Raw genomic sequence first — 25,041 nt, 5'->3', positions numbered from 1 at the left:
CGGGCCGCTCGCTGCGCTTCGAACGGATCGCGCAGCTCCTGTTCCTGCTGCCGGCCGTCCTGTTCCTGCTGCTGTTCTTCGGCTACCCGGTGGTCAAGAACATCGTCATGAGCTTCCAGGCGTACACGACGTCGACGTTCTACACGGGCGAGGCGCCGTGGGTCGGCCTGGCGAACTACGCCTCGGTCGTGTCGTCCCAGCTGTTCGGCACGGCGATGCTCAACACGGCGCTGTTCACGATCGGGTCGATCGTCGGCCAGTTCGTCCTCGGCCTGCTGCTCGCCCTGTTCTTCCGCCGGAACTTCCCGCTGTCCGGTCTCCTGCGCTCGCTGCTCCTGCTGCCCTGGCTGCTGCCGCTCATCGTCTCGAGTGCGGTCTGGAAGTGGATGCTCGACCAGGACTCGGGCGTCGTCAACCAGTTCCTCGGCACCTTCGGCATCCCGTCGGTCCCGTGGCTGACGAGTCCCGCCGTGGCGCTCATCACCGTCATCGCGGTGAACATCTGGATCGGGATCCCGTTCAACACCACGATCCTGTACGGCGGTCTGCAGGACATCCCCACCGAGCTGTACGAGGCAGCGGCGCTCGACGGCGCGACCGGGTGGAAGGCCTTCTGGGCGATCACCTGGCCGATGCTGCGACCGGTCGTGAGCGTCACGCTCGTGCTCGGCGTCGTCTACACGATCAAGGTGCTCGACATCATCCTCGGGTTGACGAACGGCGGGCCGGCGAACGCCACCCAGACCATCGCGACCCAGTCCTACGACCTGTCGTTCAAGCAGTTCGACTTCGGGCAGGGCGCCGCGCTGAGCAACATCCTCATCGTGATCTCCGCCCTGTTCGCGATCGTCTACCTCCGCCTCAACAGGAAGGCCGTCGATGACTGACGCAGCGTCCACCACCGACGCCCTCCGGACCCGCGCGGTGGTCACCCGCGGTGCCCGGCGACCCGTCCGTCCCACGAGCGCGAAGCAGTGGGTGCTGTCCGGCGTGGGGATCCTGATCCTCGCCGTGATGCTGTTCCCCGTCTACTGGATGATCAACATCTCCCTGCAGCCGGCCGGTTCCGCGATCGAAGCCGCCTGGTTCCCGATCAACGCACAGCTCGGCGGCTACGCCCAGGCCATCGCCGACCAGGGCGGCGCCCTGGTCACGAGCCTGGTGATCGCCCTGGGCAGCGTCGTCGTCAGTCTGCTCATCGCGACTCCGGCGTCGTACGCGCTCGCCCAGTTCAAGGTTAAGGGCATCAACGCGGTGCTGTTCGGCATCCTCATCTCGCAGATGATCCCGGGCATCGTCGTCGCGAACGCCCTGTACGCGGCGTACAACGACCTCGGCCTGCTCAACACCGTGCCCGGGCTGATCCTGGCCGACAGCACCGCCGGCGTGCCCTTCGCGATCCTCATCATGCGGGCGTTCATGCAGAACATCCCGCCGTCGATCATCGAGGCCGCCAAGGTCGACGGTGCCGGCAACTTCCGGGCCTTCCGCTCGGTCGTCGTGCCGATCAGCGCCAACGCCCTGATCACAGCCGGGCTGTTCACGTTCCTGTTCACCTGGAGCGACTTCCTGTTCGCCCTGACGCTCACCACCACCGAGGACGTCCGGCCGATCACGCTCGGCATCTACAACTACATCGGCACCTTCACCGCCGACTGGTCGACCGTCATGGCCGCCGCGGTGATGGCCTCGATCCCCGCCATCGTGCTGCTGCTCGTGGCGCAGAAGTTCATCGCTGCCGGGGCCACCGGCGGCGCAGTCAAGTGACCGGGTCCCACCACCCCCGAAAGGCACACACCATGACCACCACCCCGCTCCGCATCACCGTCTGGGGCGAGAACGTCCACGAACAGGTCGAGCAGCACGTCGCCGAGCGGTACCCCGACGGCATGCACGGCGCGATCGCGGACGGCATCCGCGAGCACCTGCCCGAGGCCGTCGTCCGGACCGCCACCATGCAGGAGCCCGAGCACGGCCTCACCGACGAGGTCCTCGCGAACACCGACGTCCTCACCTGGTGGGGGCACGCCGCACACCAGGACGTCGACGACGCCGTGGTCGACCGGGTGCACAAGCACGTGCTCTCCGGCATGGGGCTGCTCGTCCTGCACTCCGGCCACTGGTCGAAGATCTTCGGCAAGCTGATGGGCACCACCTGCACCCTCCGCTGGCGCAGCGAGCACGACCAGGAGCTCGTCTGGACCGTCAACCCGCAGCACCCGATCACCCGCGGGGTGCCGAACCCGATCGTCATCCCCGAGCAGGAGATGTACGGCGAGTACTTCGACGTCCCGACGCCCGACGAGCTCGTGTTCATCTCGGGCTTCACCGGCGGCGAGGTGTTCCGGAGCGGCATGACCTACCGCCGCGGCCTCGGGAAGATCTTCTACTTCTCCCCCGGTGACCAGGACTTCCCCGTCTACCACCACCCGGACGTCCGCCGCGTGATCGCGAACGGCGCCGAGTGGGCCCGGCCCGAGCGGGAACGGGAGATCCCGACGCTCCGCCGCTACGACCTGGGCGAGTACTTCGACGGGCAGCACTACCGCGGCCCGTTCGACGACGCCGAGCCCGAGACCGCCGAGCCGGCAGCCAGCGACCCGGCGGCCAGCGAGCAGGCAGCCGAGCGCGACGGGGCGCAGGCGTGAGCCCGCTCCGCGTCCTGCAGGTCGGCGCCGGCGGGATGGGGCGGGCCTGGCTCGCCACCGTCGCCGCCGACCCCGAGGTCGAGCTGGTCGGCATCGTCGACCTCGACCTCGACGCCGCCCGCGCCGGGGCCGAGCACGCCGGCGACCCGTCGATCCCGGTCGGCACGGACCTGACCGCGCTGGCCGCCGAGACCGGTGCCGAGGCCGTCCTCGACATCACCGTGCCGGTCGCGCACCACCCGGTCACGCTGCAGGCGCTCCGGGCCGGGCTCCCCGTGCTCGGCGAGAAGCCAGCAGCGCAGACCGTCGCCGAGGCGCTGTCGCTCGCCGCCGCCGCCGAGGCCACGGGCAAGCTGTTCATGGTGTCGCAGTCCCGCCGCTACAACGACCAGCTCGTCGCGTTCCGGCAGCACGTCCGCGACCTCGGTGCCGTGGGCGGGCTGAGCACCCGGTTCGCGAAGGCGCCGCACTTCGGTGGGTTCCGCGAGGAGATGGACGACGTCCTGCTGCTCGACATGGCCATCCACGCCTTCGACTCCGCCCGGTACGTGCTCGAACGCGACCCGGTGTCGGTGTACTGCGAGTCGTGGAACCCGTCGTGGTCCTGGTACCGGGGCGACGCGGCCGCCGCAGCCGTCTTCACGTTCGAGGACGACGTCCGCTACGTCTACGACGGCTCGTGGTGCGCGCCGGGTGCCGAGACCTCGTGGAACGGCGACTGGCGTGCTTCCGGAGCGGCCGGCACGGCACTCTGGGACGGCGACCACGACCCGTCGAGCGACCTCGACGGCACCCCCGGTTCCCCTGCCGCTGCGCCGTCGGTCGGGCACGAGATCGCCGGATCGCTGGCGTCCTTCGTCCGGGCGGTCCGCTCCGGCGAGGTGCCGGACGGCGAGGTGCACGGCAACGTGATGAGCCTCACGATGGTCGACGCGGCCATCACCTCGGCGCGCAGCGGGCGCCGGGTCGTCATCGACGAGGTGCTCGAACAGGCGCACCGGGACGCCCTGGCCGCCGAGCAGGACGACGCGATCCGCGACCGCCTGGCCGGGTGGGAGTCGGTCCGCGGCGCCCTGCGCGAGCGCCTGCCCGCGTCCTGAGACGCGACCGCGGGACGGACGGGAGGCCCGTGGCGACACCGCCACGGGCCTCCCGTCCGTCCGCCCTCGCTTCGTGAGCAGGAATGGTCGGGTCCGCACGTCGGACCCGACCATTCCTGCTCACCATCCGTGCGCGCGAGGTCAGCGCGGGATGACGGAGAACAGGAACTTCTTGCGGACCATGTACCAGGCCAGCAGGATCAGCGCCGTGTGCACCACGAACCCGATCCAGAAGTCGCCCCACGGCACACCGGGGATCGACGCGATCGCCAGGGCGAAGAACACCTGCCAGACGAACACGTACAGGCTCGCCTGCCCGAGCGGGATCCAGAGCCAGCCGATGGCCGCGGCGATGGGCTTCCAGAACACCGTGAGGATCGCGTAGGACACGACCGCGAAGAACGCGATGTCCACCAGGCGGCCCCACTGCAGGTCCACCCGCTGGTACGCCGTGTTGTACAGGGACTCGTACATCGTCGCCGGGAACGGCACCGGGGTGAACCCGAAGTGGTCGCCGGCCCACACGTAGACCAGGAAGGCCGCGTACCCACCGACGGCGACGCCGGCCAGGACCTTGCCGAGACGCCCGGTGAGCGCGCCGACGATCTGCCGCCGGTAGTACCCGAGCACGAGCCCGTGGGTGAACACCACCTGCCAGGTGAACAGGGGGAACACCGCCTCGAACTGCGAGTTCAGCGGACGGAAGTCGGGGTTGAGCGCCTGGAACACGTACAGCGCCCAGCTGGCGGCGAGGACCACCCACCAGAACCCGCGGCGGATCACCCAGATCAACGCCGGGATGAACAGGCTCAGCACCACGAACAGGCCCATGATGTTGAACGGCCACGGCCCCATCTCGAGCAGCAGGAACTGCCGGATCGCGTACCAGGGCGGCGGGTAGGCGAGCAGCTGCATCGCGTTCGGGTACAGGTCGTAGACCCGGCCCTCGGCCTCGACGCCGCCGGTGCCCGTGCCGCGGTCGGTGAACGTGGTGATGGCGTCGGTGTTCAGGAACGGGACGAAGCTCAGCGCGAAGACCACCAGGATCACCACGAGCGTGACGACGTACTGCTTGCGCGCGCGCTTCCACGCCCCGATGGCCGCCGCCCACTCGCCGAACTTCTTCACGGCGAACGGGTACGTCATGCCGAGGACCATGCCGGACAGGAACACGAACATCTCGGCGCCGGTGATCGCCCCGACGGCGTGCAGCGTGAGGTACGAGTACGGCCCGCCGATCTCGATGTGGGTGATCACCACGGCGAGGATGATGAACCCGCGGAACAGGTCGAGGCGCAGGTCACGGCCGGGCTTGCCGTCGTCGGGGTAGCGCCAGCTCGGCAGGAGCCGTCCGAACACCCCGCTCAGCAGGAACACGATCGCCAGGCCGGCGGCCAGCCAGACGATCCACGCCATCTGGTCGCCGCCGGTCTCATACTCCTGCGAGATCGCGGCGTTGCCCTGCTGCACGGTCACGCGGTCGGTGACCGGGCCGAAGGCGAAGTCACCGGACCGCTCGAGGTCGGCGCGGAAGGCCTCCGCGACGTCCGGGTCCGCGGTGAGCCGCCAGTCGGCCACGCGGTTGCCGGCCTCGGGCTCGCGTCGCTCCGCCTCGAGCACGGTCATGCCCCGGATCAGCGGACGCTCCTGCACGGCGGCGAGCACCTGCCGCCACCAGCTCCGCTTGACCTGGAGCTCGGTGTCGCCCTGCAGCTCGCGGTTGTACAGGGCACCGGTGTCGAGCAGCATCGGACGGTCGTCGGCCGCCGCGAACCGGTCGTAGAACGTGCCCGACTGCGGCTGGTCGTAACCCCAGTCCTCGTCGAACCGCGACTCGACCTCACCGCTGCGGGTGAGCGGCACGGCGCGACCTGCGGCCTCGGTCGGGTCGCCCTTGCCGTACGAGAACATCGAGAGCCCGACCCAGTCGACGGCCTCGGCGCCCGGCCAGTACGGCCCGTACGGGTCGTCGGCACCGGTGAGCTGTCCGTCGCCGTTCGTGTCCGCCTTCGCGACGTCGACCGGGGACAGGTTCCGCAGCCGCCCGGCGGACTCGCCGAACGGGTAGCCGGCACCGTACCCCGGCGACCAGACCATGAGCGCGTCCGATGTGCCCGCGTGCACGGTCGTCCCGAGCGCCCGGAACGCCCGGATGAACTCCGTCGGCTGCTGGCCCCAGCGGACCCACGTGCCGTTCATCTGCGGTGCGAACCGGACGAGCACCTGGGTGTCGTACTGGTCGTGCAGGTCCTCGAACACGGTGTTGACGGCACGGGTGTCCGCGGTGTCGAGCGACCGCAGTTCGCGGTCGGGTTCGAGGCTCACGACGAGCACCGCGCCCTGGGTCGCGGCCGCACGCGCCGAGCGGAGGAGCTCCTGCTCCGCCGTGCCGTCGAGCGGGTAGTCGACGGAGACCCCGTACATCGACGGCGTCGCACCGAGCCGGCCCTCGTACCCTTCGGGCGAATCGCTGGCCCAGTCGAGGTCGGGGCCGAACCACGTCGACCCCTCGGACGGCTGCACGGCGGCGGCTCTCGGCATGGACGCCGCGGACGCCGGCAGCGCACCACCGAGCAGGAGCGTGGCGACCGTGACGAGGAGGGCGACCGCGCGGACCACCGGCTGCTTCACCGGTCGCACGCAAGCGTCCAGACGTTGTGGCCGGGCTCGTGCCGGTGCTCGAGGCGGTCGAGCGCGGCGATGGCGAGGGCCAGACCGCGGCCGCTCTCCTGCTCCACGTCCGCCATCGTCACGGCACTCAGGTCGATGTCGGCCGGCATCCCGTTGTCGGTCAGCACCGCGGTCAGGGCCCGGTCGGTGGCCTCGAGGTGCACGGAGTACCGGCGCCCGGTCCCCCGGTCGGCACGGACGGTGTGCTCGACGATGTTCGCGGCGATCTCGGCCAACGCGGTCTCGAGCGCGAACCGGAGCCGCACGTCGTCGATGCCCAGGCCGTCCCACCACGCGGCGAAGCGGTCCTGCACCTCGTCGAGGGAGTCGGGCGTCGCGGCGACCTCGAACGTGGTCTCGGTGCTCACAGGGGTCCTCCGGCGGTGCTCGACTCGTGTTCGGACTGGGCTGGGGTGGCCGGGCCCCGGTACCGGACGGCCCGGATCACGATGCTGAAGATGAACAGGTCGAAGACGACCCACGCGGTGTTCACGAGCGGCGCGATCCCCTCGGCCTGGCCGGTCAGGTAGCGGATGCCGATCATGACCAGGGCGGCGACCAGGGCACCCATCGCGTACAGCTGCGGCTTGACCAGGTCCCACCGCGGCTTCTGCTCGGTCTCGTCGCGCACCTTCGGGGTGACGCGGAACCCGAGCGGCCTGCCCCGGTAGACGTTCTGGAACGCACTGGTCACCGACTCGATCCAGACCGGGAAGAGCGCGAGCGAGTACTGCTGCCCGCGCCAGGTCGGTCTGCCGGCGGCCACCACCCAGAACAGCAGCTGGTTGAAGACCAGGAACGGGATGAGCCGGGCGAAGAAGTCGACGCTGTAGGCCTGCACGGGGATGACCCCGAACGACAGGCAGAGCACCGGGGCGGCGATGTAGACGATCGCGGCGAACCCGGACAGGTAGCTCCACATCGTCGAGAAGTACATGAGCCGCTGCCCCCACGACAGCCCCTTCTGCACCAGGGGGTTCTCGCGGAAGAACACCTGCATGGTGCCCTGCGCCCAGCGGAGTCGCTGCACGAGCATCGTCGGCAGGTCCTCGGGGGCCAGGCCCTTCGCCAGGATCTCGTCGTGGTAGGCCGACTTCCAGCCGAGGCCGTGCAGGCGCATCGCGGTGGCCATGTCCTCGGTCACCGAGATCGTCGCCAGCGGCATGATCGGCTGCGCCTCGTCGTCGCGGTTCACGTCGAGGGCACGGGCGAGCACGGCGATCGACTCGATGGCGGCGACCGGCGAGGCCTCACGCCGACCGAGCACGTCGAGCGCGGCGTCGTCGAGACCGGCGAAGGTGTTGGCGTCGGTGGACATCGCCGCGAGCTCCTGCAGGTCGTTCCGCACGGACTCGAGGTCGGCGGCGGCGAACCGGAACGCGATGGCGTCGATCCCCCGCTGGAACGCGTACGTCACGTCACCGAGGGGCTCACCGGCGCGGACCTGTTCGCGCGCCTGGTCCACCACCGCCTCGGCGTCGTCGAGGGCGGCGAGCACGCGCGGGTCGGTCTCGGTCTCGCGGGAGCGGGCGAGGAGCTTGCGTGAGGTGGCGAGGGTGCGCTGCACGGACGCCTCGACCTCGGCCACGTAGCGCGAGATGCCGAGCTGCATGAGCGCTTCGCGTCGCAGGATGGCGTTCGACCCGCAGAAGAACGCGGCGTTCCAGCCGTCCTTCGACTGCTGGATCGGACCGTAGAACAGCGGCGCCTGGCTGCCGAGGGGGTCGTCGTCCGGCACGTTCTCGAACCACTGCGGCGTCTGCACGAGCGCCATCCGCGGGTCCTTGAAGTAGCCGAGGGTGCGGTCGAGGATCGCCGGATCGGGCACCTGGTCGGCGTCGAGGATGAGCAGGAACTCGCCCTGGGTCGCGAGCAGGGCGTTGTTGAGGTTGCCGGCCTTGGCGTGCCGGGGTCGGTCCACCCAGTCGGCACCGCGGGTGATGACGCCGATGCCGAGCGCGTCGGCCGCCGCACGCATCTCGGGGCGGTTGCCGTCGTCGAGGATCCAGGTGGTGTGCGGGTGCGTGATCGCCTTCGCGGCCCGGGCGGTGCGCTCGACCAGGTCGATCGGCTCGTTGTAGGTCGTGATGAAGACGTCGACGGTGACGTCGGTGGACGGCTTCGCCGGTGGTTCGCCGCGCTCCCGGAGCCGCCAGGCCCCGAGGGCGAAGAGCAGGGAGTCGATGACGCTGTAGGTCTCGGCGAGGATCAGCGGCACCGCGATCCACCACGAGTGCCAGTTCACCGAGGCCGCCCAGCGCCACACGATGTAGTTGACCCCGGCGAGGGACGCCAGGAGCGCCACCGTCCGCACGGCCACCAGGCGTCGGCGGGCGGTGCCGGTGCTCAGGCGGCGGTGGTCCTGTCGGCTGACGTCGAGCGCGGTCACCGGGTCGCCCCATCCGTCGTGCCGCCGCACGTGCTGCGTCGCAAGCATGCCTCCTGATCAGCGCGGGCCCCGGCCGCGTCGCACACGCCCGAGTGTGGTTCCGGCCGGCAGCTGACCCAGGGGTCGGATGTCGGTCGTCCGCTCCGGTCATCGGGCACGACCTCGGCGTGACGACCTGTCTACCGCACGGGCGGGGCCTGTGTCAGGCTGCGCACCCGATCTGGGGACAGCACGCGCGTCAGAACGTGGCGGTGAACCCCAGGTCATCCGCCAGGCGCACGATGACCTGGTCGAAGTAGGCGGCCGGGTCGGACACGGAACCGACGAAGTGCCCGAAGAGCTCGAACGAGATCGTCCCGAACACCGTCGTCCAGGCCATCAGGGTGCGGACCAGGACCTCGTCGGGCAGGGTGATGCCGAACGAGCGCAGGGTGGCGACCCCGTCCGCGACGGCGGGACCGGCCACCCCGGGAGCCGCCGGAGGCGCGGTGGGTGATCCGGGCCTCCCGGCCGCCCCCGGCGTCGACGTGACGCACGAGCCCGCCGCACCGGACGCACCAGGAGCACCGGACGTACCGGGCGCGCCGGACGCGACGGCGTCCGCGACCACGCGCACCAGCGCCAGCGCCGTCCGCGACGCGGGCACGACGGTCTCGCGCGGCGCCGCGTAGCCGGGCACAGACGAACCGAACAGCAGCGCGAAGTCCCCCGGGTGCGCGATCGACCAGTCGCGGATCGCCCGGCACATCGCGACCCAGCGTGCACCGGGAGCCGGTCCGGCCGCGGCACCGGCGGCCTCGACCGCGGCGCCGAGTTCGTCGTAGTCGGTGATGAGCAGGGCCGTCAGTAGGTCGTCGCGGCTCGGGAAGTACCGGTACACGGCCGACGAGACCATCCCGACGTCACGGGCGACGGCACGCAGGCTGAGGGCGGCCGGACCTTCGTCGGTCAGGCGGGTGCGTGCCGCGGCCAGGATGTCCGCGGTGACCGTCTGCCGTGCGAGTGCTCGGGCGGTGGGTGCCATCCGACGATCCTGGCACGAGAGAGCAGCGCACACAAAGGAGAGCACTGCTCTTGCTTTCGCGTCGACGAACCGTCATGCTCATTTCCGAGAGCGGTGCTCTCGCGACCAGGAAGCAGGAGACCATGCCCCACCACCTCATCGTCGGTGCCGGCCCCGTCGGCCGGCACGTCGCGGAGCTGTTGACCGTCCGGGGCGACCGCGTCACCGTCGTCTCCCGCTCCGGTCGCAGCACGGGCATCGCCGGTGTCGAGCACCTCGCGCTCGACGCCTCCGATGCCGACGCCCTCTCCCGCGCCACCGAGGGAGCAGCCACCCTCTACAACTGCGCGAACCCCGGCGACTACACGCAGTGGGAGCGCACCTGGCCCCCGCTCGCCGCAGCCCTGCTCACCGCGGCCGAACGCACCGGGGCGACCTACGCCATCACCGGGAACCTGTACCCGTACGGCCCGGTCGACGGGCCGATGCACGAGGGACTGCCGGACGCCGCCACAGACCACAAGGGGGTGCTCCGGGCGACGCTGTGGGCGGATGCCCTCGCCGCGCACGACGCCGGCCGTGTCCGGGCCGTCGAGGTCCGCGCCTCGGACTACCTCGGCCCCGGGATCGGCGCGAACGGGCACGTCACGCGCGTGCTGCCGGCGGCGCTGCGCGGACGGGCGGTGTCGATGGTCGGTCGCACGGACCTGCCGCACACCTTCACGGACGTGCTCGACGTCGCTCGGACCCTCGTCGCCGCTGCCGAGGACCAGGGCGCGCACGGCCGCACGTGGATGGTGCCGAGCAACGCACCGCGGACGCAGCGGCAGGCCCTCACCGACGTCCTCGCGGCGGCGGGGAAGCCTGCGGTGCCGGTGCGCCGGATGCCCGCGGCGCTGTTCCGCGTCGGAGGGCTCGTGTCGCCGATGATGCGCGAGCTGGCCGACCTGACGTACCAGTGGACCGCGCCGTACGTGGTCGACGACCGCGAGAGCCGGGCGCGCTTCGGCATCGAACCGACCCCGTGGGACGAGGTGTGCCACCGGACGGCCGCCGGCGCGGCCTGAACCACCGCCACTGCCACCGCCACCAGCCGCTGCCACCCGACGCAGCCCGAACAACCGCCGCCCGCCGCCGCCACACACGGAAGGGGGTGGGACGCGCCGTTGCGTCCCACCCCCTTCCGCCTCGCACCGCCAGTCAGATCACCAGCAGCCTCGAGTACTGCGCCGCGTCGAGCTGCTGGGCAGCTCCACCCGCGGCGGGGACCTTCCACAGCCCGACCGAGGGGCCGCTCTCGATGGAGACGAACACGTCCCCGTCGGCGGAGGCGGCACCCAGGTGCTCGCCACGCGACCCGGCGGTCAGCCCGGTCACCGGCACGGTCGACGTCCCGCCGCTGCCCACCACGAGCTTGTCCGGGATGCCGCGGTCGATCGTGCACCCGCCCGGCCGGTACTCCGACGGGGCGGGGCAGAACTGCGCCGACTGCAGGAGCGAGAAGCCGTCCGCGTTCGCGGCGGCGTACTCGAACGCGTACCGCGGTTCGATCTTCGTCAGTTGAGTCGCCCCGGGCTTGAGCTGGTACCAGACCCACGACCCGGCGCCACCGGTCGATCGGATGTCGACGTAGACGTTGCCGTGCGAGTCCGCGAGCACGCCGGCGGGGTAGCCGACGATCGTGCCGGTCGGCCCGATGAACGTGCGGGGCGCGATGCCGGTGCCCTTGACGTACGGCTGGCTGACGGTTCCGCCGAGCACGACGACCTTGCCGTCCGGGGTGACGGTCCAGAAACGCTGATCGCTCCCGACGGCCTTGCCACCCAGGTCCAGCACGACCTTCGGGGTCGAGGTGCCGACGGACAGCTGCTGCACCGCACCGGTCACCGAGTCCACCCAGTACAGGTTGCCCTCGGCGTCGGAGCGAAGGTCCGGGGTCAGGTGCAGGCCGGACGCGATGACCGAGACCCCGCTGCCGTCGGCCGGGTCCCGCAGGATCTCGGTGCCGTCCGCCGACGGGGTGAACACGTCACCGTCGGCGTTCGCGGCGAAGCCCTCGCCGTCCGTCGCGACGACGGTCTTCGCACCGCTGCCGGAGTCCGCGAACCGCACGACGTCACCGTTGTCGTCGAGCGCGAACAGCGACTGCGTCGTCTCCGGCTCGGGCACCGACGGTGACGTCCAGCGCAGCGTGATCGTGCGGCCGGTCCCCCGGTGGCCGAGGGCACGCACCGAGAAGCGGTACGTGGTCGCGGGCGAGAGCTCGTCGAAGCGGTCGGAGCGGGCGCGCGGGTGGAGTCGGTCGACCTGGCGGTCGTGGCGGTTCGCGACGGCGGCGACGGCGACCTTCCAGCCCGTCACCTTCGCGCCGTGCTTCGGGCCGCGCCACGTCAGCGTGGCACTGTCCGCGTCGCCGGTGACGCGGACGGCGGTCGGTGCTCCCGGCACCGACGGAGAGGTGTGCGCCGTCGCCGGCACCGCACCTCCGAAGACGAGCGCCGCGGCGGCGACCGCGGTGATGAGTGCTCGGTACACGATGGTTCCCCTGCCTTCTCCGCGGCTCCCTGCGTCACGGCTCCACGTATCACAGCACCGCGCTGACCCCAGGGGAACGCTTGCGGGTCGGATCTGCGGTTCCCCGCACCGCAAGATGCCGCAGGCCCGAGACCCGCACCGACGACGGACGGGAGGCCCGGTGCCAGCTGGCACCGGGCCTCCCGTCAGAAGGGGGTCGCGTCTCGGACGCGGCGCGTCTCAGTAGCGCGGCTTGCGCTCCGGACGCTCGTCGCGGTCGTCGCGGCGGCCACCACCACGGCGGTCCGCACGGATCTCGATGAGCTTGCCGCTGATCCGGGTGTCGGTCAGGCGGTCGAGCACACCGGGGTCCATGTCGGCCGGCAGTTCGACGATCGAGAAGTCCGGACGGATCTGGATCGCACCGAAGTCGTCGCGACGCAGGCCACCCTCGTTCGCGAGTGCACCGACGATCTGGCGCGGCTCGACGCGGTGACGACGGCCGACCTCGATGCGGTACGGGGACATCGGCTGCGAACGGCGCGGGCCACGGTCGCCGCGGTCACCACGGTCGCGGTCGCCACCACGGTCGCCGCGGTCGTTGCGGCCCCCACGGTCGTCGCGGGCACCACGCTCGTCGCGCTCGCTGCGGCGGGCGTCGCGCTCCATCTGGCTGCGGAGGGCGTCGTCGGCTGCGGTGAGGAGCAGCGGCGAGTCGCCCTGCGCCACGACGGCCAGGGCCGCGGCGACGTCGTCCGAGGGGACGTCGTGGTGCTCGACGTAGTGCGCGATGACGTCGCGGAAGGCCGCGATCCGGCCCTGGTCCTCGAGCGCCGCGGTGATCGCGTCGTCGAAGCGGGTCAGGCGCGTCTCGTTGACGTCGTCGATGGTCGGCAGCTGCATCTGCGTGAGCGGCTGCTTGGTGTGGCGCTCGATCGCGGACAGCAGACGACGCTCACGCGGGGTGACGAAGCTGATCGAGTCACCCGAGCGACCGGCGCGGCCGGTACGACCGATGCGGTGCACGTAGGACTCGATGTCGACCGGGATGTCGAAGTTCACGACGTGCGTGATGCGGTCGACGTCGAGGCCACGGGCGGCGACGTCGGTGGCGACCAGGATGTCGAGCTTGCCCGACTTCAGCTGGTTGACCGTGCGCTCACGCTGGGCCTGGGCGACGTCACCGCTGATCGCGGCGGCGGCGTACCCGCGGGCACGGAGCTTCTCGGCCAGGGTCTCGGTCTCGCTCTTGGTGCGGACGAAGATGATCATGCCCTCGAAGTCCTCGACCTCGAGGATGCGGGTGAGCGCGTCGACCTTCTGCGGGTACGAGACCATCAGGTAGCGCTGCGTGATGTTCGCGGCGGTCTTCGTCTTGGTCTTGACGGTGATCTCGGCCGGGTCGGTCAGGTACTGCTGCGAGATGCGGCGGATCTGCGCGGGCATCGTCGCCGAGAAGAGCGCGACCTGCTTGTCGTCCGGGGTGTCGGCGAGGATCGTCTCGACGTCCTCGGCGAAGCCCATCTTGAGCATCTCGTCGGCCTCGTCGAGGACCAGGTACTTCAGCTCGGACAGGTCGAGCGTGCCCTTCGCCAGGTGGTCCATGATGCGACCGGGGGTGCCGACGATGACGTCGACGCCGCGGCGCAGGGCGGAGAGCTGCACGCCGTACGCCTGGCCGCCGTAGACCGGCAGGACGTGGACGTTCTTCATGTGGGACGCGAACTGCTCGAACGCCTCGCACACCTGCAGGGCGAGCTCGCGCGTCGGGGACAGCACGAGCGCCTGGGGCTTCTTGCTGCCGGACTCCATGCGGGACAGGATCGGCAGCGCGAAGGCCGCGGTCTTGCCGGTACCGGTCTGTGCCAGGCCGACGACGTCGCGCCCGGCGAGGAGGGTGGGGATGGTGGCTTCCTGGATGGCGGAAGGGGTCTCGTAACCGATGTCCTTGACGGCCTTGAGCACAGCGTCGCTCAGGCCGAGATCGGCGAACGTCACCACGGGCCCGTCGTCGAGGGTCTCAGTGGTGGGGGTGGTGTCCGTGCTCATACCACCAACGGTATCTCGAATGCGCGCTCCGCAGGGACGGGAGGCCCGTGGCGGCGCCGCCACGGGCCTCCCGTCCGCCGTGTTGGTCACGTCAGGAGCGCGTGGTGCCGATCCCCAGGACCGCGTCCGCCCGGTCGTTCAGTCGCGTCAGCATCTCGGCGAGCGAGCGCAGCTCGTCCGAGGCGAACTCCTCCGTCAGGTCGTCGAACACCTCGGCGCCGGCGGCGTCCAGCTCGTCGAGCAGCCGTCGTCCGGCGGGGGCGAGCGTGACGAGCGTGGCGCGGCCGTCCGCTGGGTCCGGCGATCCGATCAGGTGTTCGGCCTCGATCAGCGAGGCGACCCGGCGGCTGATCACCGGGCGCGACAGCCCGGTCGCGTCGGCGATCGCGGTCGCCCGCACCGGGCCGTGTCCGGCGACGGCGCGCAGGATCACGCGGGCCGTCGGGTCGAGGCCACCGCGCGACTCGATGAGCGAGGAGCGCAGGGTCTGCCGGACCCACAGCCGGTCGAGCTGGGATCGCAGGAGTCGCTCGGCGGCACGCCGGTCGTCGGTCACGCGCTCAGCGTAGCGGGCACATTTAGTTGCTTGCCGGAAGCAACAGATGTATCGTTGCGCGGTCTGCAAAGTTTCACAGCCAGAAAAAGGAGTTCGATGACCGCCACCGCACCCGTCTCGGTGCAGCACGGTCGGCACACCGCCGAGGCCCCCGCGGCCTCCGGAGGCGCCGGCCAGCAGCCGCTGATGACCCACCGTCAGATCCTCCTGGTGATCTACGGCCTGATGGCGGGCATGTTCCTGTCCTCGCTCGGCCAGACGGTGTTCGGCACGGCGATCCGCACGATCGGCGACGACCTGCACGGGCTCGACCAGCAGGCCTGGGTGACGACCGCGTACCTCATCACCTCGACGATCGCGACGCCGATCTACGGCAAGCTCTCCGACATCTTCGGCCGCCGCCCGCTGTACATCTTCGGCATCGTCGTCTTCATCCTCGGCGCCGTCCTGTCGTCGATGTCCACCTCGATGCTCATGCTCGCCGCCTTCCGCGCGGTGCAGGGCATCGGTGCCGGTGCGCTGATGTCGCTGCCGCTCGCGATCATGGGCGACATCCTCGCCCCGCGTGAGCGCGCCAAGTACCAGGGGTACTTCCTCGCCGTGTTCGGCATCTCGTCCGTCATCGGCCCGCTCATCGGCGGTCTGCTCGCCGGTTCCTCCGAGATCCTGTGGATCACGGGCTGGCGCTGGGTGCTCCTGATCAACGTGCCGATCGGTGTCGCGGCGCTCCTCATGGTCATCGTGTTCCTGCACCTGCCGAAGGTGCACGGCGCCGGCGACGCGAAGCAGAAGGTCGACTGGTGGGGCGCGACCGCCGTCATCGTCACCCTCGTGCCGCTCCTGCTCGTCGCCGAACAGGGCCGCATCTGGGGCTGGGGCTCCCCCGCCGCCATCGCCTGCTACGTCGTCGGTGTCGTCGGCCTGATCGGGCTGCTGCTCATCGAGTCGAAGATGGGCGACGCGGCGATCATCCCGCTCAAGCTGTTCCGCTCGGGCACGTTCTCGATGGCGACCGTCATCGGGTTCCTGGTCGGCTTCGCGATGTTCGGCGCGATGCTCACCATCCCGCTCTACCTGCAGATCGTCGTCGGGCTCACCCCGACCGAGTCCGGATTCGCCACGCTGCCCCTGGTCGGCGGTCTCATGATCGCCTCGATCACGAGCGGTCAGATCGTCGCCCGCGTCGGCCGCTACCGGATCTTCCCGGTCATCGGCACCGCGCTCGTCTCCGCCGGCTACGTCGTCCTGACCTTCATGTCGATCGACAAGCCGCTCTGGTTCCTGATGATCGGCATGTTCCTCATCGGTCTCGGCCTCGGCTCGGTCATGCAGTCGCTGACCCTGGCGTCGCAGGGCTCCGTCGAGGCTCGTGACATGGGCGTCGCCACGTCGTCCGCCACGTTCTTCCGCCAGATCGGTGGCACGCTCGGCACCGCCGTCCTGCTGTCCATCCTGTTCTCGGTGATGCCGGCGAACATCCTGACCGCGACCGCGAACCAGAAGGACCTCGGTCCGGCACTCGACGCCGCGCTCAACCCGACCGTCGCCAGCGCGAAGGCGAACCAGGGCGCCATGGACAAGATCTGGACGCCCGTCGTCACCCCGCTGACGAAGACCGTGCAGTCGCAGCTCGACGCCGCCTCGGCGAAGGCGAAGCAGGCCGCCGACGCCGCGGTCACCGAGCAGGTCACCGCAGCCGTGCAGCAGCAGGTCGCCGCCGGTGCCGTGCCCGCCGCAGCCGCGCAGACCGTCATCGACCAGCAGGTCGCCGCGGCCACGCCCGCCGCCGAGCAGTCCGCACTCGAGCAGGTCGCCGACCAGGCGCACGCCAGCGTGCAGGACGGCACCGTGTCCGTCGACTGGGCGGACGCCTCGCAGCGCTCGTACTGGGTCGACGAGCTCACCCCAGAGCTGGCGAAGAAGATCGACGACGGCAACACCACGAGCGACAGCGCCACCAGCACGAACGACACCTCGTTCCTGACCGGTGCCGACAGCCGCCTGACCCGGCCGTTCATGGCGGGCTTCAACGCCTCGTCCGTGACGATCTACTGGGTCGGTCTCGGCGTCATCCTGCTCGCGTTCGTGCTGACCTGGTTCTTCCGGGTGCCGCCGCTGCGCCAGCGTTCCGCGCTGCAGGAGCAGGCCGACATGTCCGCCGAGGCGCAGCTCGAGGCCGAAGCGGGCGCCGCCGCAGCCGAGGCCGGCTCGTTCACCGGACCCATGACCGGGTCCGTACCGACCGGGTCCGTGCCGACCGGCTCGGGTTCGACCGGTTCGGGTTCGACCGGATCCACGCCGACGCACCGTCGGTGACCGACCGGGGCGTCCATCCGTGCCCCCTTTCCGGGCGGGCGCCCCTCCCACACACACCAACCCACCAGGAGTCCACGTGATCACCACCCCGGCAGCGGCTGCGGCAACGGAGCCGTGCACGCTGCGAGAACGGAAGAAGCAGCAGACCCGGCAGGCACTGCACGACGCAGCGCTCACGCTGGTGTCCGCGCACGGACTCGACGGCGTCACGGTCGAGCAGATCTGCGCCGACGCCGACGTCTCCCCCCGCACCTTCTTCAACTACTTCTCGTCGAAGGCGCACGCGGCGCTCGGGCTCGACTCCGTCGAGGTCCCGGAGCGCTCAGCGGCCTGGTTCGCCGAGGCCGACGGCGCCCTGGTGGACGACCTGTGCGCCCTGGTCGCGGCGACCGTCCCGCTCTCGCAGGACCGCCGCCGCATGAAGGAGCTGCTCGTGCTCCGGCCGGAGATGTCCTCGATGGTGATGCAGTGGATGGCCGAGTCGCGCCAGTCCCTGCTCAGCGTCGTCGGCACCCGCACGGACGCACAGACCGCCCGCACCGCGGTGACCCTGGTGATGTCGGCGCTCAGCGAGGTGGCACACCGCGAGACCGTGCGGAGCAACGACGAGCTCGCGGACCGGCTCCGTGCCGTCGTGCGCGAGATGGCCGCGCTCGCGTCCTGACGCGGGGCCCGTCGGCTCGAAGGGTCGAATCGGGCGTACCGGGCAGGAACTTCCCGCCAGGTACGCCCGATTCCACTTTCCAGTGCGCGCGCAATGGGAAGGAACCGCGCGTCGTTGACGTGCGCGAAGGCGGACGGGAGGCCCGTGGCGGCGTCGCCACGGGCCTCCCGTCCGTCAGGTGGTGACGCCCTGACGCCGCCGCGCCGGCCGGTGCCACACGAGTGCGTCACGCGAGCGGTCGCGGGCGAACCGGAGCACCCGCAGCACGACGATGTCGTGGTCGCTCGCTCGACCAGCGCGTCAGACCGACCGCGCGGCCGCTTCGAGTGCCTCAGCGGCTTCGCCGGCGCGCACGATGTCACCGTCACTGACCGACTTCGCGTTGTACTCGGCCTTGGTCTTCACCGCCAACAGCACCTCGAGGTGCTTCGCGACCGCTGGCCCGGCAGCTGCGCGGAGCACGGGCACCGCCTCGTGGTGCGCTCCCGATCGCGAGTAGTTGCCGGTCCGAGCCACGCAGATCGCGTCAGCCGCGGCGATGCCGCTGAGGACGCACTGTGTGACGAACGCGTTCGCGAACTGTGAACCGGCGCTGAACACCCCTCCGTCACCACCGAACGCGCGGAGGACGTCAGCAGCGTCGAGGAACTCCGTCGCCTTGGCGAGCCGGCCCCGCCGGAACGACTCGTCACCCGGTGCGGTGGTGCCGGTTCGCGGGGTCATCCATTCAGCGTACGGAGCTTCCGGGACAGCCATCGACCATCACCTGCGATGGGAATCCCGTCCCGAGCAACCGACGCGAGGAGCGTATCCGTGTCCTCGATCTCGTCCTCGTCGAAGACGACCGGCCGCACGGCGTTGCCGGTCCAACGACCGGCTGCGCGGCACAACGCGTGGATCTGGTCCTCGGCGTCCGCGCGTCGGCCGCGAGTGACGACGAAGCAGAGATCGAGATCGCTGTCCGGGCGCATCGCACCGCGGGCTCCGGATCCGAAGAGTGCGGCGTACCGGAGGGGGATCGACCGACAGCCGGATCTGAGTCGTTCGAGCAGGGCACGCCGGAGGTCGGCCAGGGCGGTGACCGCATCGGCGGCGAGGTGCTCTCGGTTCAGGGTGAAGGATTTCGTCCGTCCGGTCCGGTGCCCGTCGACGAGGCCCTGCTCGACCAACCGATCCGCACTGTTCCGGACCCCGGCGTACGACCGGTCGGGCACCAGGCTGCAGATTCCCGCGATCGTCAGGGGTCCGGGGGCGCGTGCCAACACCGCGAGGACATCGCCGTCCACGGAGGTGGTGACCGTCGCGAGGGGAGATTGCAACTGCATGGAGAGGTCCGATCAGATCGAGTAGAAATCTACCACTCCAGGTAGATTTCTACTCGTATCCGAGCAAATCCGTCAGACCACGGACCAGCCACCGTCGCTCGGCAGCACCGCACCGTTGACGTTCGCCGAGTCGTCACTCAGCAGCCAGGTGATGGCGGCGGCGAGCTGCTCGGGCTGGGCCACCGGCGGGATGGTGGTCTGCATGATCGGACCGACCCGGCGGGCCGCGTACTCGCTGCGCATCGGCGCCTCGATGTTCGTGGCGACCGCCCCCGGCGCCACGGCGTTCGCCCGGATGCCCTGCGGCCCGTGGAAGAACGCGACGCTCTTGGTGTACCCGGCGATGGCGTGCTTCGACGAGGTGTAGGCAGCACCGGCGGCCGAGGCCTTCAACGCAGCCTCGGACGCGACGTTCACGACCGAGCCCTTGCCGGCGGCGATCATCAGCGGCAGCACCGCGCGGGTCAGGCGCATCGGGCCGGTGACGTTGACGCTGAAGACACGCTCCCAGGTGGCGTCGTCGACCTCGTCCGGCGGCAGGAACGCGTCCATGATGCCGGCGACGTTGGCGAGTCCGTCCACCCGGTCGCCGGCGGCGTCGATGAGTGCGTCGATGGTCTCGCTCGCGGCGACGTCGCCGACGACGGTCTCCACGGCGAAGCCCTCGAGCTCCGTGCGGAGTGCGTCGAGCCGCTCGGCCACGACGTCGGTCGCGATGACGCGGCCACCCTCGTTCGCGATGCGTGTCGCCGTGGCGCGTCCGATGCCGGAACCCGCTCCGGTGACGATGATGGTCCTGCCGGTGAACCGTCCGGCGGTGGTGTCGGTCATGTGGTCTCCTCGATGCGGGGCGCTCACTGCGCCACACCGGTTATAGCACTCAGTGCCGAAAGGTCTCCATGAGCTCGACGAACGACCGTCCGACGGGGCGCCCGCGCACCATCGACCCCGACGCCGTGTCCCTCGTCGCACTCCGGCTGTTCGACGACCAGGGCTTCGACGCGGTGTCGATGGACGACGTCGCGGCGGCGGCCGGGGTGAGCCGTCGGTCGCTCTTCCGGCTGTTCCCGAACAAGGCGGCGCTGGTCTGGGGCGGTCTCGACGAGTTCGCCGCACGGTTCCGCGAGGCCCTGCGGTCACGGCCGGCCGACGAGCCCTCGGCGGTGGCGCTCCGGGCGGCCTACCGGATCGGTGCGACGTTCCCGGACGACGCGGTCGAGGTCACCCGACACCGGCTCCGGGTCATCCGCGCGAACCCGTCGCTCGAGCACGTCGGCGCCGCGACGGTCACGGCCCTGACCGACGAGATCCTGCGGTACGTGGCCGAGCGGGACGGGGTCACCGCAGACGACCTCGCCGTCGCCGTGCGCGCCCACACGCTGGCCGCCGCCGCGAGCGCCGCACTCACCTGGTGGGCACTGCACGGCGACGGCCGTCCGGAGGACGTCCTGGAGCGCGCACTCGCACTGCTCGACTGACGAGCCCCGGGGTTCCCCCACGCCGCACCCCGGAGTACCTTGCCGGGCATGCACACGACCGGACCCGCGCCGTACTTCCAGTTCGCCGGCACCGCCAGGCAGGCCCTCGAGCACTGGCAGCGGGTGTTCGGCGGCGAGGTGCAGGTCGCGACCTACGCGGACTTCTCCCGCACGGACGGCCCGGCCGACGCCGTCGCGCACGGCCAGCTCACCGGCGAGCTGCAGCTGTTCGCCGCGGACGCGAGCGAGGGCGACACCCCGTTCTCGGCGACCGGGCTGCTCTTCTCACTGCTCGGCGCTGCGGAACCGGACGTCCTGCGTCGGTGGTTCGACCAGCTCGCCGAGGGCGGAACGGTGATCGACCCGCTGCAGCAGCGCCCGTGGGGCGACTGGGACGGCACCGTCCGCGACGCGCACGGGGTCACCTGGCTGATCGGGTTCGAGGACTCGGCGCGCTGACTCCCGCGCGCTGCAGCGCCTACTGCTGGTCGGACGGCAGCAGCGGCGCCCAGAAGGCGTCGGGACCGTCGGCCTGCACCGCGTCGCGCTCGAACCGGAACCCGTAGTCGCGCACGAAGTCGAGGGCCGCGGCCTGCTCGTCCTCGGCGTCGTCGTGCTCCGCGTCGAACAGGTACACGCCGTGCCCCATCGCGACACCGGCGTCGCTGATGACGGAGAGGTCCCAGCGCCCCTGCTCGGAACGCTCGATCCGGACGACGGCGGCCTGGGATGCGGTGAAGTCAGCCATGCCGCGAGCCTACGGACGCCCCGCGGCTGGCGTTCAGGATGCCCCGCGGCCACTACGCTGTGCACGGTCACAGGTCAGACGAGTGGAGAACGCATTGTCAGTCGGATTGCTCGCCGTGGTGGACGACATCCTCTCCGCAGCCGTCAAGGCCAGCGCGAAGACCGCCGGGCTCGTCATCGACGACGCCGCCGTCACGCCCCAGTACGTGCAGGGCCTCGAGCCCGCTCGTGAACTCCCCGTCGTCGGGCGCATCGCCCTCGGCAGCCTGTTCAACAAGTTCATCATCATCATCCCGCTGGCGTTGCTGCTCACGGCCTTCGCGCCCGGCGTGCTGCCGTGGCTGCTCCTGCTCGGCGGCACGTACCTGTGCTTCGAGGGCGCCGAGAAGGTCACCGAGTGGTTCGGCGTGCACCACGAGGGCGGGTCCGACGAGGCCGTCACCGAACCGAAGCTCGTCTTCGGCGCCATCCGCACCGACCTCATCCTGAGCACCGAGATCATGCTCATCGCACTGGCGGGTCTCGACCCCGACCTGGGGCTCTGGCCGACGCTCGGCGCCCTGATCGTGATCGGTCTGGTCATGACGGCCGTCGTCTACGGCGCCGTGGCACTGCTCGTGAAGGTCGACGACATCGGCCTGCAGATGATGAAGAACTCGGTCCGCCGCACCCGTCGGATCGGAGCCCGCATCGTCCGTGCGATGCCGATGGTCTTCCGGGTCATCAGCGTCATCGGCACGGTCGCGATGCTCTGGGTGGGTGGACACCTGGTCATCGCGAACCTCGCCGAGACCATCTGGCACGGGCCGTACGACCTGCTGCACGTGATCGAGCACGCGCTCGAGGCCGCAGGCCCCGTCGTCATCTGGATCGCCGACACCGCCGTCTCGGCCGTGGCCGGCCTCGCGCTCGGCATGGTCGTCGTCGGCATCGTGCTGGGCATCGGCCGCCTGCGCGGCAAGCAGCACTGACGCGACTGCGCGACGGACAGGAGGCCCGTGGCGGCCAGGCACCGTGCCTCCCGTCCGGCGCACCGTGCGCCCACCGCTGACAGGGCGGACGCTGAGCGGACGCCGGTCGTGCATCGTCGTATCCTCGGCGCCATGGCAACGGTGCGACAGGTCCAGGTGACGTTCGACTGCGCCGAGCCGGACGTCCGGGTCGGCACCGGGATGGTCGGCGCCGAACGGCTCGCGGCCCTCGACGCCGAGAGCGCCCGACTGGTCGGACTCGGCGCCACCCAGGTCCGTCGGATGACGGCGGACCAGGTGAACGAGTCGTGCATCGTCATGCAGGACGTCGAGGGCAACGAGTTCTGCCTGGACTGACCGGCGTATCGTCGACGGACCCGAACCGCACCGCCGCGCCCCGGAAGGACCCCCACCCCGCATGACCGTCACCGCCGCATCCGCCACCGCAGCCGACGCCACCGCCCTCGAACACCTGCTGGGGTCCGACCAGGTCCTCCGCGACCCGGAGTCGCTCGAGCGCTACCGCCACGACGACGCCGAGTGGGCCGACTCCACGGCACCGCTCGCCGTGGTCCTGGCACGCAGCACCGACGACGTCGTCACCGCCGTCCGCTGGGCAGCCGCCGCCGGCCTCCGGGTCGTCCCTCGCGGTGCCGGCACCGGCCTGTCCGGCGGCGCCAACGCGATGGCCGACTCGATCGTCGTGTCGCTCGAGCGGATGAACCGGGTGCTCGAGGTGAACACCGACGAGCGCTACGCGGTCACCGAACCCGGCGTCATCAACGACGCACTCCGCGCCGCGGTCGCCGAGCACGGCCTCTGGTACCCGCCGGACCCCGCGAGCTCGGCGATCTCGACGATCGGCGGCAACGTCGCGACGAACGCCGGCGGCATCTGCTGCGTCAAGTACGGGGTCACCCGCGACTACGTGCTCGGCATGACCGTCGTGCTGGCCGACGGGTCGGTCGTGGAGCTCGGCCGCCGGACCGCGAAGGGCGTCGCCGGGTACGACCTCACGGGGCTGCTGGTCGGTTCCGAGGGCACGCTCGGCATCGTCGTGTCGGTCACCGTGCAGCTGCTCCCCCTGGCCGGCCGCGACGAGCGGGCCGTGATCGGGTACTTCCCCTCGCTGACCGCCGCGGGCGACGCCGTGGCCGCGATCTCGCGCGCGGGCATCATCCCCGCGGCCCTCGAGATCGTCGACCGCACCTGCCTGCGCGCCGTCGACGACTGGATGCACCTCGGGCTGCCGGCGGACGTCGACACCCTGCTGCTCGCACGGGTCGACGAGCGCGGTGCCGCCGGGGACGCGATCGCTGACCACGTCGCGGACGTGTTCGCCGAGGCCGGTGGCACGGACGTCGAGCGAGCCACCGATCCCCAGGACATCGACCGGCTCTTCCAGGCCCGCCGGCTCGCCTACCCGGCGCTCGAACGGCTCGGGCCGGTGCTGACCGAGGACATCTGCGTGCCGCGGAGCGCGGTGCCCGAGATGCTCCGGCGGATCCAGGTGACCGCGGATGCACAGGACGTCACGATCGCCAACATCGCGCACGCCGGCGACGGCAACCTGCACCCGCTGATCATCGCGCCCGAGGGTGACGACGCCGCGAAGGCCCGCGCGAAGACCGCGTTCGACCAGATCGTGGCGGACTGCCTGGCGCTCGGTGGGACCGTGACCGGTGAGCACGGCGTCGGGCTGCTGAAGCTCCCGGGCCTGCGCGTCGAGCTCGGCGACCGTGTGCTCGCGATGCACCGCTCCGTGAAGGACGCGCTCGACCCGGCGGGGACCCTGAACCCGGGCAAGGCGTTCTGACCCGAGCGGACGACGGACGGGAGGCCCGGTGCCAGCTGGCACCGGGCCTCCCGTCCGTCAGGTGGTCGCGTTCAGCGACCGGTGTGCGTCACGCAGGAGCGCATCCGCACGCTCGCCCGCTCAGTGGCGACGGAAGTACCCGTTCGCGCCGCCGACGTACATCAGGATCGTCGCGATGAGCACCGCGACGCCACCGATCCAGCCGAAGGCGTTGCCACCCGAGGCCGCGCCGACGCCGACACCGATGAGCTGCAGGACCGCGAGGACCGTCAGCACGATGCGGGCCCAGTTGCGGCCGTCGCGCATCTTGAAGACGATGATGAGCTCGATCACGGCGAGGATGAACGCGAAGATCGCGCCGCCGACGAGCGGGGCGGTGCCGACACTGTCAGCGACGTCGGCGGAGGAGCCCGACGTGAGGTTGATGATGCCCTGCAGGATGTTCGCCAGGACCACCACCAGCCAGATGACGAACGCGACGGTGACGGACGTGGGACGACTGGACGTCGATGCCATGGGGAGTGCCTTTCTCGATGGACCACGTTCAGCGGCCTCTCAGAGAACGTACTTGCGGGCGTGAGCGCTGTCCGGATGAGCCCGAAGGTCACAGAGCGGTAACGACAGCAGATCCGTCCAAACCCTTCGCCGCAGGGTGCCGAATCACCTGCAACGACCGGGAAACACCCGGAGCGCTCACCAGCCGCACATCGCTGGTTCTCCACCCCACCAAGGGTGTGTTCGGCGCGCACACAGCAGCCGCGCCGAGCGCGACAACAGCAAAGGACTGATCACGAT

Annotated in this window: 25 protein-coding genes; 12 read left to right on the top strand and 13 right to left on the bottom strand. The window is 70.8% G+C overall.

All coding sequences use genetic code 11. The annotated features are described in order from the left end of the window. The first annotated feature begins 11 nt into the window (after positions 1–11). Genes HP445_RS06090 through HP445_RS06075 form a run of 4 tightly spaced genes read left to right on the top strand, consistent with a single transcriptional unit; the run spans position 12 to position 3,748 of the window. A complete protein-coding gene (locus tag HP445_RS06090) occupies positions 12–887 on the top strand; it encodes a carbohydrate ABC transporter permease (protein WP_175330789.1) in 876 nt (291 codons plus the stop codon). Next, positions 880–1,767, top strand: a complete 888-nt coding sequence (locus HP445_RS06085; protein WP_084740987.1) for a carbohydrate ABC transporter permease — start codon at positions 880–882, stop codon at positions 1,765–1,767. Before HP445_RS06090 ends, HP445_RS06085 begins: the two co-directional genes overlap by 8 nt. A 32-nt stretch (positions 1,768–1,799) precedes the next feature. Further along, the gene (locus HP445_RS06080; RefSeq protein WP_128781113.1) at positions 1,800–2,648 is read left to right on the top strand and encodes a ThuA domain-containing protein; all 849 of its coding nucleotides are present in this window, start codon (positions 1,800–1,802) and stop codon (positions 2,646–2,648) included. After that, positions 2,645–3,748: a Gfo/Idh/MocA family protein gene (locus HP445_RS06075; RefSeq protein ID WP_111054923.1), complete on the top strand. Its 1,104-nt coding sequence runs from the start codon at positions 2,645–2,647 to the stop codon at positions 3,746–3,748. The genes HP445_RS06080 and HP445_RS06075 overlap by 4 nt, the downstream gene beginning before the upstream one ends. A gap of 141 nt (positions 3,749–3,889) precedes the next feature. On the opposite strand, the gene opgC is transcribed toward HP445_RS06075, so the two are convergent. The 4 genes from opgC to HP445_RS06055 form a co-directional block, all read right to left on the bottom strand. Continuing rightward, positions 3,890–6,379, bottom strand: a complete 2,490-nt coding sequence (gene opgC / locus HP445_RS06070; RefSeq protein ID WP_241660448.1) for an OpgC domain-containing protein — start codon at positions 6,377–6,379, stop codon at positions 3,890–3,892. Beyond that, the gene (locus HP445_RS06065) at positions 6,376–6,786 is read right to left on the bottom strand and encodes an ATP-binding protein (protein WP_111223908.1); all 411 of its coding nucleotides are present in this window, start codon (positions 6,784–6,786) and stop codon (positions 6,376–6,378) included. The genes opgC and HP445_RS06065 overlap by 4 nt, the downstream gene beginning before the upstream one ends. Next, a complete protein-coding gene (locus HP445_RS06060; protein ID WP_241660447.1) occupies positions 6,783–8,855 on the bottom strand; it encodes a glycosyltransferase in 2,073 nt (690 codons plus the stop codon). The genes HP445_RS06065 and HP445_RS06060 overlap by 4 nt, the downstream gene beginning before the upstream one ends. Before the next feature lie 190 nt (positions 8,856–9,045). After that, a complete protein-coding gene (locus HP445_RS06055; protein WP_128781111.1) occupies positions 9,046–9,831 on the bottom strand; it encodes a TetR/AcrR family transcriptional regulator in 786 nt (261 codons plus the stop codon). A 122-nt stretch (positions 9,832–9,953) separates the two neighbouring features. On the opposite strand from HP445_RS06055, the gene HP445_RS06050 reads away from it, so the two are divergent. After that, a complete protein-coding gene (locus HP445_RS06050; RefSeq protein ID WP_241660446.1) occupies positions 9,954–10,877 on the top strand; it encodes an NAD-dependent epimerase/dehydratase family protein in 924 nt (307 codons plus the stop codon). A 133-nt stretch (positions 10,878–11,010) separates the two neighbouring features. Here HP445_RS06050 and HP445_RS06045 read toward each other — a convergent pair whose 3' ends face one another. The 3 genes from HP445_RS06045 to HP445_RS06035 all read right to left on the bottom strand — a co-directional run bounded on the left by HP445_RS06045 (position 11,011) and on the right by HP445_RS06035 (position 14,929). After that, complete coding sequence (locus HP445_RS06045; RefSeq protein ID WP_164941226.1) at positions 11,011–12,345, bottom strand: fibronectin type III domain-containing protein; 1,335 nt, start codon at positions 12,343–12,345, stop codon at positions 11,011–11,013. 219 nt (positions 12,346–12,564) lie between these two features. After that, on the bottom strand, positions 12,565–14,373 hold the full coding sequence (locus tag HP445_RS06040; RefSeq protein WP_111024629.1) for a DEAD/DEAH box helicase: 1,809 nt from the start codon (positions 14,371–14,373) through the stop codon (positions 12,565–12,567). Positions 14,374–14,464: 91 nt separating this feature from the next. Continuing rightward, positions 14,465–14,929: a MarR family winged helix-turn-helix transcriptional regulator gene (locus HP445_RS06035; RefSeq protein WP_163343313.1), complete on the bottom strand. Its 465-nt coding sequence runs from the start codon at positions 14,927–14,929 to the stop codon at positions 14,465–14,467. Between the two features lie 96 nt (positions 14,930–15,025). Between HP445_RS06035 and HP445_RS06030 the strand changes: the two genes are divergently transcribed. Together HP445_RS06030 and HP445_RS06025 are read left to right on the top strand one after the other, a co-directional pair. Further along, a complete protein-coding gene (locus tag HP445_RS06030; protein WP_241660444.1) occupies positions 15,026–17,245 on the top strand; it encodes an MDR family MFS transporter in 2,220 nt (739 codons plus the stop codon). Positions 17,246–17,321: 76 nt separating this feature from the next. Further along, positions 17,322–17,909 (top strand): TetR/AcrR family transcriptional regulator, encoded by a 588-nt coding sequence (locus HP445_RS06025; protein ID WP_128781107.1) that lies wholly within the window; start codon positions 17,322–17,324, stop codon positions 17,907–17,909. Between the two features lie 300 nt (positions 17,910–18,209). On the opposite strand, the gene HP445_RS06020 is transcribed toward HP445_RS06025, so the two are convergent. The 3 genes from HP445_RS06020 to HP445_RS06010 form a co-directional block, all read right to left on the bottom strand. Next, positions 18,210–18,632 carry a hypothetical protein gene (locus tag HP445_RS06020; RefSeq protein ID WP_128781106.1) on the bottom strand — a complete coding sequence of 141 codons (423 nt, stop codon included), beginning with the start codon at positions 18,630–18,632 and terminating at the stop codon, positions 18,210–18,212. Next, positions 18,629–19,234 carry a nucleotidyltransferase domain-containing protein gene (locus HP445_RS06015; protein ID WP_128781105.1) on the bottom strand — a complete coding sequence of 202 codons (606 nt, stop codon included), beginning with the start codon at positions 19,232–19,234 and terminating at the stop codon, positions 18,629–18,631. The genes HP445_RS06020 and HP445_RS06015 overlap by 4 nt, the downstream gene beginning before the upstream one ends. A gap of 72 nt (positions 19,235–19,306) precedes the next feature. Further along, on the bottom strand, positions 19,307–20,065 hold the full coding sequence (locus tag HP445_RS06010) for an SDR family NAD(P)-dependent oxidoreductase (RefSeq protein WP_128781104.1): 759 nt from the start codon (positions 20,063–20,065) through the stop codon (positions 19,307–19,309). Between the two features lie 68 nt (positions 20,066–20,133). On the opposite strand from HP445_RS06010, the gene HP445_RS06005 reads away from it, so the two are divergent. Together HP445_RS06005 and HP445_RS06000 are read left to right on the top strand one after the other, a co-directional pair. Next, positions 20,134–20,712 (top strand): TetR family transcriptional regulator, encoded by a 579-nt coding sequence (locus HP445_RS06005; RefSeq protein WP_027464431.1) that lies wholly within the window; start codon positions 20,134–20,136, stop codon positions 20,710–20,712. A gap of 48 nt (positions 20,713–20,760) precedes the next feature. Next, entirely contained in the window at positions 20,761–21,171 is a 411-nt protein-coding gene (locus HP445_RS06000; RefSeq protein WP_128781103.1) for a VOC family protein, read from the top strand. Between the two features lie 19 nt (positions 21,172–21,190). Here the strand turns inward: HP445_RS06000 and HP445_RS05995 are convergent, their stop codons facing one another. After that, the gene (locus HP445_RS05995; RefSeq protein ID WP_111033636.1) at positions 21,191–21,460 is read right to left on the bottom strand and encodes a hypothetical protein; all 270 of its coding nucleotides are present in this window, start codon (positions 21,458–21,460) and stop codon (positions 21,191–21,193) included. Between the two features lie 94 nt (positions 21,461–21,554). Here HP445_RS05995 and HP445_RS05990 point away from each other — a divergent pair, with 94 nt between their 5' ends. The 3 genes from HP445_RS05990 to HP445_RS05980 all read left to right on the top strand — a co-directional run bounded on the left by HP445_RS05990 (position 21,555) and on the right by HP445_RS05980 (position 24,246). After that, the gene (locus tag HP445_RS05990) at positions 21,555–22,430 is read left to right on the top strand and encodes a DUF808 domain-containing protein (protein ID WP_128781102.1); all 876 of its coding nucleotides are present in this window, start codon (positions 21,555–21,557) and stop codon (positions 22,428–22,430) included. A gap of 132 nt (positions 22,431–22,562) precedes the next feature. Beyond that, entirely contained in the window at positions 22,563–22,787 is a 225-nt protein-coding gene (locus HP445_RS05985; RefSeq protein WP_111033637.1) for a VOC family protein, read from the top strand. A gap of 61 nt (positions 22,788–22,848) precedes the next feature. Continuing rightward, a complete protein-coding gene (locus HP445_RS05980; protein WP_128781101.1) occupies positions 22,849–24,246 on the top strand; it encodes an FAD-binding oxidoreductase in 1,398 nt (465 codons plus the stop codon). A gap of 120 nt (positions 24,247–24,366) precedes the next feature. Here the strand turns inward: HP445_RS05980 and HP445_RS05975 are convergent, their stop codons facing one another. Both HP445_RS05975 and HP445_RS18345 read right to left on the bottom strand, forming a co-directional pair. After that, positions 24,367–24,762, bottom strand: a complete 396-nt coding sequence (locus HP445_RS05975; RefSeq protein WP_111024640.1) for a hypothetical protein — start codon at positions 24,760–24,762, stop codon at positions 24,367–24,369. An 88-nt stretch (positions 24,763–24,850) separates the two neighbouring features. After that, on the bottom strand, positions 24,851–25,041 hold a 191-nt coding region (locus HP445_RS18345; protein ID WP_217499755.1), incomplete at its 5' end, for a hypothetical protein.

The organism is Curtobacterium flaccumfaciens, from assembly GCF_013359815.1.
In the GTDB taxonomy this organism is placed as follows: Bacteria; Actinomycetota; Actinomycetes; order Actinomycetales; family Microbacteriaceae; genus Curtobacterium; species Curtobacterium flaccumfaciens.
The sequence above is the reverse complement of the archived record's forward strand: the minus strand, read 5'-3'. Positions and strand labels throughout refer to the sequence as shown.